The organism is Bacteriovorax sp. DB6_IX, assembly GCF_000447775.1.
In the GTDB taxonomy this organism is placed as follows: Bacteria; Bdellovibrionota; Bacteriovoracia; order Bacteriovoracales; family Bacteriovoracaceae; genus Halobacteriovorax_A.
This window is the reverse complement of the sequence record NZ_AUNJ01000031.1, coordinates 1-7,088: the sequence shown is the minus strand read 5'-3', so window position 1 is coordinate 7,088 and position 7,088 is coordinate 1. Positions and strand designations below refer to the sequence as shown.

Sequence of the window (7,088 nt, the reverse complement as noted above, 5' to 3'; positions counted from 1 at the left end):
CCAATGTTTTTAGAGAACAATTAGATGAATATCATCAACTCGGCTTCAATGGACACCTGACAAAGCCATTTAAAAAGAATGATCTTATAGGATTCCTAAAAGAATACCTGTCTTAATATTTTTTTACTTACATAAATAAACGATTGTTTAAATATGTTATGTGCTCACGTGAAAACCTGGAACATGCCATGTTTGTTGTTAGAATGTAACATGTTTTATAGCTAGGTATAATTGCAGTTATGCCTAGCTATAATGTTTTGAAAACCTTCGTGGGGAAAAACTCTAAAATAAGAGTGAGTTCGACAAATCTTCTAAGCATCAGTAGAATAAGAGATTGGAAGATCGTCTAACCGAGGAAGGATATGTCTCAATTAAGATCAACTCTCCATCACGATAAGAAGGATCAGATTCTCGTTCAGGGACCTGAATATGATGAATACGACATGATAGTCGTCTCTCGCAACAGAATCGATTCTGGGCCAAATGAGCGCCTTGTAAATCTAAAAACAGTTGTCCATAAGACTCTTATGATCAAAGAGCTCTATCTGGAATGGGCGAGAGAATTAGTAGGGGATAAGCTTAAGAGAAAGAATGCTGGGCTGGGCTCTATTTTTTCGGCCCTAGTAAAAGAGCTATCAAAAGAGAAGCAGCGTAAGAAACGATTACTGCAAAAACTTAGGGACTGTTTTGATTTGGTGATTGAAGATACAGAGCTTATGATCTCTAATCGAAAGCATGGTCGCATCTCTCAATATGAGTACTATCAAAAAAGAGCAAATAAAGGCCGCCTGATATTTAAAAGACTCTACTATGAATACGCCTTTGATGATGAGGATTTACGAGAAGAATTTTCAAAAGACGAAATCAAGCAAGTTAAAACTTGGATTACTTCGAGTCAGGATAACTTTTCACAGGCCTTAGAGAGTTGGGTTAACAACTACAAGTCTACTAAGAAGCAAAAGATATGGGAGCAATAGATTATGTCTGTTCATATTGATTACTCTCAAAACTCACTGCCTTCTAAGAACTTGGCAAAACTTGATGATCTCTTTGCTGATTTTCTTATGCGCTCCCGTTCTTTAAATACGAGGGATGCCTACAAGCGAGACCTCAAGCACTTCTTTGGCTTTTTAAGAGCGCATGGAAACTTTCGAAGCTTGCGAGATATCTCCCAAAGACATATGGCCGCTTATCGTGATCATATGAGCGAGCATGAGCTGCTCTCTAATACTACTGTGGCCAGAAGACTTTCTAGCATTAAGCGCTTCTTTGACTTTCTTATGGAGCGAGAAATTTGTGTCAAAAATCCCGTTCAGGGAGTTTCAAGGCCTAAAATTCCACTCCAGGTCAAGACTAACGATCTCTCTAATGAACAAGTGCGAGAGATGATGGATAAGATCAAGCAGCACAATAAGAATGGAGAGTATAACTATAGTGGCGTCCTCCATTTTACAATCTTAACAATTATGTTCCACGTTCTTTTGAGAAAATCTGAGGTTTTAAACCTAAATTTTGGAGACTACCAAAGCGATAACGTGGGAAGCTATCTTCATGTGAGCTCCAAAGGTGGCAAGAAAGAGAAAGTCTATATTTCAGCACATGTAAATAAAGTCATCGAAAGATATCTTTCAATATTTTCAAAGAGATTTGATTTTAGCGAGCATGACCCATTATTTACAGCAGGTATTAAGCTCTCAACTGGTGGAAAAATTAAACGTCTCAATCGCAACACCATCGATATGATCTTTAAAAAGTACTCAACACTTGCAGGAATTGAGCACAAAATTTCACCGCACTCATCAAGGGCCACGGGAATAGGGAATATGTATGAACATGGGGCTTCTCTAGAGGATCAGGCCACCTATGCTAGGCATTCTGATCCGAGGATGACATTTCAATACAACAAGAGACGCAAGGAAAAACTTGGTCATATCTCAAGTATTGTTACCTACGAGGCCGAGCTCGATCACTGAGTCAGTGACTTGAGCTCGTAGATTTCTTCGATTTCTTTCTTTATCTCATTTGTGAGGTGAGGTTTATTTATACTTTCATAGTAATTCGTTAACTCCGAAAAGTTTGAGATCATATTCTTCACACACTTATCGGCAATGAGCTTATGTACGGCAAACTTCATCGTTTGATTTACTTTGTATATAAACTCATTCTTCTCAAGTGGCTTTTGCATTACCGCATAAGCACCTTCATTAACGAGATCTAAGAAGACTTTTGTATCATTTAGTGCCGTGACAAACATAAAGGGGATATCCCCGATTTTCTTTTTAAATTCTCTTAGAAATTCAACCCCATCCATGCCTGGCATTTGAATATCTGAGATGACCATTTTTGGTTTGACGACTGCTTGTGAGATAGCATCTAGCGCCTTATAGGGATTATCAAAGCACTTGTAATTAAGATTCGTTGTATCGAGATATTTAGACATGAGAGTCAAGATAACATGGTCATCATCAACTACGATAAGATCAATTGGGCGATCTGCCTTCTTTGTGGCCATGGGAGTTTCTGATTGAATATCTTTTACGCTGTTATAGTAAGTAAACTCAATATGGGCCGCTTTATTTTTAAGGATTAACTGACAGTGATCCACAAACTTAAAGAGATAAGTAATGACGGCCTCGTCAAATTCATATTGGCCAGTGAAACAACTCTCGATCTTATGGCAGTGACTCTCCAAATCAGGCTTTTCCATGAATCCTGCCGAACCTTTAACAGAATGAACAATTCTTAAGAAATGCTTCCAATTTTCGTCAATATTCTCACCATTAGAGATGCTCATAAGACAATCTTCAGCTTCTTCTAGCAGTTGTGATGTTTCGATTAAAAACTCGTCAAATAAATCCATTGCTTATACCTCATATCTTAATAATTAAGATTTCCTAACCATTATCGGATAGTTTACAGAAGCTTTAGAATAAGATTTCTTAACTGAAACAACTAAGCTTATTGAAATCATTGCTTTTTCAATCAGTTAACAATACTTGTTCATGATTTGTATCATTGTTGTCTAACTATTTTCCCTCATTGTAATCCTTTCAAAATGACTTTTGTTGACTCAAAAATCTGTCATAATGCCAATATGATGAGAACAAATACAGGACATAGAGTGAGATTAATAAAAGCGGCTATTTCAGGTCTTTTTTGTGCATATCTATTTCTAGGCATAACTGTATATGCCTATGGAGAGTCAAATCTAGCTGTAGGATACACGGGTGAAATTGACGAGATTTCTGAGCAAATTGAACCTCAGATTTCACACGCAGAAATTCAGGCCAATATTCTCTCAGATTTGTATTTCTGTATCAAGGCCTCAGAACATAAGAAATACAATGCCTTTCTAAGCGATCAAGATACAGTAAATAAGGACTCAAATCAGGCCATTTTAGATGGGCTATTTGCTGGACTAGATTGTAAGGGTGTCATCGGAGAAATTTATCAATATGAGATATCTCTGGAGCTGGTTCAAGAAACAGTAAAAAAGGCCATTAAGGATGTTGCCATTGAAAAGTATATTCAATGCAAGAAAGAGAATTATGTTTCAGAAAAAAGCCAGTGCACACCAGAGCTAACAAAGGCCGTCTCATATGGAGCAACAAAAGATGAGATAAAAGAAGCGGCAGGAGATCTGGCGACGCTACTAAATCTCTAGGAAAAAACTCACCAGTTGAGAATGTCTTAAAAGAGACCCATAATAAAGATGTGGATAATCATCCAGCAATAGAGAAAATCACTAAGTATTTAAATTGATATATGGCCTTACCCCATATAACCATTATTATATGGGGTAAAACAATTTCCCCTTTTGTCTTAATTGGAGAATGTTTCTGATTATATTGATTAAATTTTAGGCTCCAATACTGGAGCCTTTTTTGGAAGTTTGTCCAGTCATTAATTAGTCAGGTCCTGAGCCACCATTAGTGCATTACCATCTAGATCGTAGAAAGTTAAAATTTTAACCATCTCAGGTATAGTAATAACTTCTCCATCAAATTTTACGTGATGCTCTTGAAGGTGCTGATAAAAGCTTTCAATATCTAAAACTCCCCAGGTTAAAATGGCACCACCACCGACCGTTATTTTATCTTTTACTGAAAGCCCAATATTTACTTTGTTCACAGAAGTACTAAGCTCAGCCCAACCTTGATCATTAATCACGTAGAGTGTCTCAAAGCCTAAAACTTTATTATACCAATCTATGGCCTTGTTTAAATCTTTAACGCTTAAGGCACAAGTTAATGCCCCATCATAACTCTTTTTTGCTAGCTCCATAAAATCTCCTTGCATTTCTAAACTAATTAAATATATACTAAGTATACTTTTAGTCAATACGATATTATGAATGAATATAAAATATTTCAATACAAGTGGGATATAAGGCTTTTAGCAAAGCTTTACCAAGACAATGGCAGTAAAGTCATTACGATGCAAAGCTATTTGGGAATCTCTAGAGGAATTTTAAAAAGTTCTCTTAAAAGACTATTGGACATTGGGCTTGTCATAGAAAATCCAGGTTATGGCCACCCAATGCGTGCTGAGTATATCTTAACTTCTAAAGGGGAAACTCTGGCTCCCTTTTGCGTGTCTCTCTTAGAAGAAGGAAAAAAAAGAGAGTTAACAGAGATATTTGAAAATAAATGGTCATGTCCTATTATTATTGCGACAGGAGAACAAAAGCGAAGGTTTAACGAATTAAAAAACACCTTAGCCCCAGTGACTTCAAGAGCGCTCTCAACAAATCTTAAATTTCTTCACGAAGTTAAATGTATAAAAAGAGAGATTTTTTACTCCCATCCTCCTTTGTTTATCTATTCGCTTGAAAAAAACTCTCGCGGTATTTTTAGAATTTATAAGGAACATGAGACCTGCTTAATTTCAATGAAACTTGTCTAGTTGTCTGCACAAGCTTCTTAGTTCTTTCTACCTTCGATTACATCTGATGCTTCTAAGAGGTAGTCAATATATGAGCGATCCTTCAATTGTTCTTGTTCTATCTGAAACTTCTCCATCAGAACCCTGAGTTTCTCCACCTCGCCTTCTCGTTTTTCTTCGCCTTTGTAAACGGCTTCAAATTCAATAAAGCTTCCAAGCCCCTTGACTTTATCAATGTGAATACGAATATTGTCTAAGAGATAAACTTCCCTCACTTTATCCACAATACTTAGAAGGCCCAGTGTCTTATTCAAAATCTCTTTCAATTCTTCAGGTTCGTCTACAGGCAACAGAGCATAAGAACTTTTCATTGGCCCTTTGCTATACTCTTTGTAATAAGGAATGAGTTGTGCACTTTCACCATTTATCTCACGAAGCTTTATTCGCCCATGTTTTGTGTTGTAATATGTATCAATTTGGTGGAGAGTCCCTACGTATTCGGTGTCCAACTCCTGGGCTATTTTCAAGGCCTTTTGATGATCATTGTAGCTTGCTTTAATTTCAACGTTTGGCACAGTGTTCCCTTCTAAATCTTAACCATTAGTAAACAAATTGAGCCTTATCTTAACATCTTTAATCTATTTAAAAATGTGTTTTTCGAATATCTTGCAATTGCTCATCTGATTGGGCCAAAACAGCAAGGAGATTTATGAAATTTTTTAAGTTTGTACTAGTATTTGTCGGGTTAAACATTATTTGCAGTTCTGTTGCAGCAAGAAATCTTAGTGATATTTTGAGATCACGCGGAATAAATATTGTCGAAGATAAAGAGCGAAGCATAAGTAAGCTTGAAGATCTTCTTACAAATGGCTTTCTTGAATGCACCCAGGAAGGGTGTTTTGACTGGGGTGATCCTGATAATGATGATGTTACCCCACCTTTTAATGATCCTGATCCAGTAGATGATGACGAGGATGATGAAGAAGACGAGAGAAATCAGGATATCTTTTTTGAAGGAGTTACCTTAAGTTGTAATATAAACCTTGAAAATTGTGAGTGGGAAATCCCTAGCTTTACCAACTAGCTTGAGCGCGCATTAATTTGCGCGCCCTTATCTTTTATAACTGCTACCTTTAAGTGGGGGTGGCCTTATCCCACCTCCGCGCTATCACTTCATCTACGACAGATAATTTTCAACAGTTCAGAAAAGAAAGTCCTAACGTAGTGTTTACAAAGAGATAACCCCTTTCCATAACCCCATTTGTGTATAGCAGTTTATAGTTTTATTAATCCCAACGAGAGAAGATGACGACAGCGCGATGTGGTTCCGCCATTTGAGAGGCCATGACCTGGTAGATCCCCTCAGTTCCTTTGTAAATACACATAAGTTCTGATCCACTTGTGATTTCTGTTAGCCTAACGGGGCTAAAATAAACATCAGTTGTATCACAACCATCTGCGGCCATGGCGGCCTTGATGAAATGTGTACATGAATCATTCCACTTTGAATCGTAGTCGATCCATTCTTTTGTATATGTCATATCTTCGCACTCATTTGAGGCGAAAATTGGTGTGAGCGATAAGAGACAAATTAACGCAATTAGCTTTTCATAATAATTCCTAAGGTAATTCTTTATGTATTTAAATCTGTATATGGGTCTTTTATAGACAATTTTTACTGGAATATCAGCCAGCGTACTTATTTGCTGAAATATATTCATACTGGCCAAGCGAGATATTAAGCAGATAGAATTCTTTTATGACAAAACTATTTAGAATATTAGCAGTAATCGCCCTCGTAACATCCTGTGCATCAAAGCCGACTTTAGATAAAGATAAGCAAGTTGTTTATCAATACCTGTATAAATCACTCCCCCAACTTCGAGCTTGTTGGCTTCCATATTTGAAAAAACGTGTCGTGAAGCCAGCGGATTCAATAGCTTTAGAGTTTGATATCAATTCTCGTGGACGTGTTGAAGGACTCAAGGGAAAACTCTCCAGTGCCTATCTTCCTCTAAGAATTAAGAAATGTATTTTACATAAGGTTGTAAGAATTCAATTTCCTAAAAGAAATGAAGTCATGAGTATTAGAACTCAACTTGCTTTTCGCTAATTTTCCTTTGAAGTTAGACCTTTTACTCGATCAGAAATAAAAAAAGCTGCACAGGAATATGCGCAGCTTTGTGTATTATAAGTAAAATATT

At 36.8% G+C, this 7,088-nt stretch carries 10 protein-coding genes; 6 read left to right on the top strand and 4 right to left on the bottom strand.

Going from position 1 to position 7,088, the window contains the following annotated elements; genetic code table 11:
• Positions 1–362: 362 nt before the first annotated feature.
• Both M901_RS00995 and M901_RS00990 read left to right on the top strand, forming a co-directional pair.
• Complete coding sequence (locus M901_RS00995) at positions 363–977, top strand: hypothetical protein (RefSeq protein WP_021276287.1); 615 nt, start codon at positions 363–365, stop codon at positions 975–977.
• A gap of 3 nt (positions 978–980) precedes the next feature.
• Positions 981–1,973 carry a tyrosine-type recombinase/integrase gene (locus M901_RS00990; protein ID WP_021276286.1) on the top strand — a complete coding sequence of 331 codons (993 nt, stop codon included), beginning with the start codon at positions 981–983 and terminating at the stop codon, positions 1,971–1,973.
• Here M901_RS00990 and M901_RS00985 read toward each other — a convergent pair.
• On the bottom strand, positions 1,967–2,860 hold the full coding sequence (locus M901_RS00985; RefSeq protein ID WP_021276289.1) for a two-component system response regulator: 894 nt from the start codon (positions 2,858–2,860) through the stop codon (positions 1,967–1,969). The two genes, M901_RS00990 and M901_RS00985, sit on opposite strands and share 7 nt — an antisense overlap.
• A 234-nt stretch (positions 2,861–3,094) precedes the next feature.
• On the opposite strand from M901_RS00985, the gene M901_RS00980 reads away from it, so the two are divergent.
• A complete protein-coding gene (locus tag M901_RS00980) occupies positions 3,095–3,664 on the top strand; it encodes a hypothetical protein (protein ID WP_157679752.1) in 570 nt (189 codons plus the stop codon).
• Between the two features lie 239 nt (positions 3,665–3,903).
• Here the strand turns inward: M901_RS00980 and M901_RS00975 are convergent, their stop codons facing one another.
• Positions 3,904–4,284, bottom strand: a complete 381-nt coding sequence (locus tag M901_RS00975) for a VOC family protein (RefSeq protein ID WP_021276281.1) — start codon at positions 4,282–4,284, stop codon at positions 3,904–3,906.
• Positions 4,285–4,350: 66 nt separating this feature from the next.
• On the opposite strand from M901_RS00975, the gene M901_RS00970 reads away from it, so the two are divergent.
• Positions 4,351–4,905: a winged helix-turn-helix transcriptional regulator gene (locus tag M901_RS00970; RefSeq protein WP_021276284.1), complete on the top strand. Its 555-nt coding sequence runs from the start codon at positions 4,351–4,353 to the stop codon at positions 4,903–4,905.
• A 17-nt stretch (positions 4,906–4,922) separates the two neighbouring features.
• Here M901_RS00970 and M901_RS00965 read toward each other — a convergent pair whose 3' ends face one another.
• Positions 4,923–5,459, bottom strand: coding sequence for a class IV adenylate cyclase (locus M901_RS00965; RefSeq protein WP_021276279.1), 537 nt, complete (start codon positions 5,457–5,459; stop codon positions 4,923–4,925).
• A gap of 134 nt (positions 5,460–5,593) precedes the next feature.
• Between M901_RS00965 and M901_RS00960 the strand changes: the two genes are divergently transcribed.
• Positions 5,594–5,968 carry a hypothetical protein gene (locus tag M901_RS00960; RefSeq protein WP_021276282.1) on the top strand — a complete coding sequence of 125 codons (375 nt, stop codon included), beginning with the start codon at positions 5,594–5,596 and terminating at the stop codon, positions 5,966–5,968.
• A 202-nt stretch (positions 5,969–6,170) separates the two neighbouring features.
• Here M901_RS00960 and M901_RS00955 read toward each other — a convergent pair whose 3' ends face one another.
• Positions 6,171–6,425, bottom strand: a complete 255-nt coding sequence (locus tag M901_RS00955; protein ID WP_021276285.1) for a hypothetical protein — start codon at positions 6,423–6,425, stop codon at positions 6,171–6,173.
• Positions 6,426–6,643: 218 nt separating this feature from the next.
• Between M901_RS00955 and M901_RS00950 the strand changes: the two genes are divergently transcribed.
• On the top strand, positions 6,644–6,997 hold the full coding sequence (locus M901_RS00950; protein WP_034719349.1) for a hypothetical protein: 354 nt from the start codon (positions 6,644–6,646) through the stop codon (positions 6,995–6,997).
• The last annotated feature ends 91 nt before the right edge of the window (positions 6,998–7,088 follow it).

Excerpts from the sequence above, each read along its gene's own strand:
- M901_RS00955 (WP_021276285.1), bottom strand. The coding sequence starts at position 6,425 with ATGACATATACAAAAGAATGGATCGACTACGATTCAAAGTGGAATGAT.
- M901_RS00960 (WP_021276282.1), top strand. The coding sequence starts at position 5,594 with ATGAAATTTTTTAAGTTTGTACTAGTATTTGTCGGGTTAAACATTATT.
- M901_RS00980 (WP_157679752.1), top strand. The coding sequence starts at position 3,095 with ATGATGAGAACAAATACAGGACATAGAGTGAGATTAATAAAAGCGGCT.
- M901_RS00950 (WP_034719349.1), top strand. The coding sequence starts at position 6,644 with ATGACAAAACTATTTAGAATATTAGCAGTAATCGCCCTCGTAACATCC.
- M901_RS00990 (WP_021276286.1), top strand. The coding sequence starts at position 981 with ATGTCTGTTCATATTGATTACTCTCAAAACTCACTGCCTTCTAAGAAC.
- M901_RS00995 (WP_021276287.1), top strand. The coding sequence starts at position 363 with ATGTCTCAATTAAGATCAACTCTCCATCACGATAAGAAGGATCAGATT.
- M901_RS00975 (WP_021276281.1), bottom strand. The coding sequence starts at position 4,284 with ATGGAGCTAGCAAAAAAGAGTTATGATGGGGCATTAACTTGTGCCTTA.
- M901_RS00985 (WP_021276289.1), bottom strand. The coding sequence starts at position 2,860 with ATGGATTTATTTGACGAGTTTTTAATCGAAACATCACAACTGCTAGAA.
- M901_RS00970 (WP_021276284.1), top strand. The coding sequence starts at position 4,351 with ATGAATGAATATAAAATATTTCAATACAAGTGGGATATAAGGCTTTTA.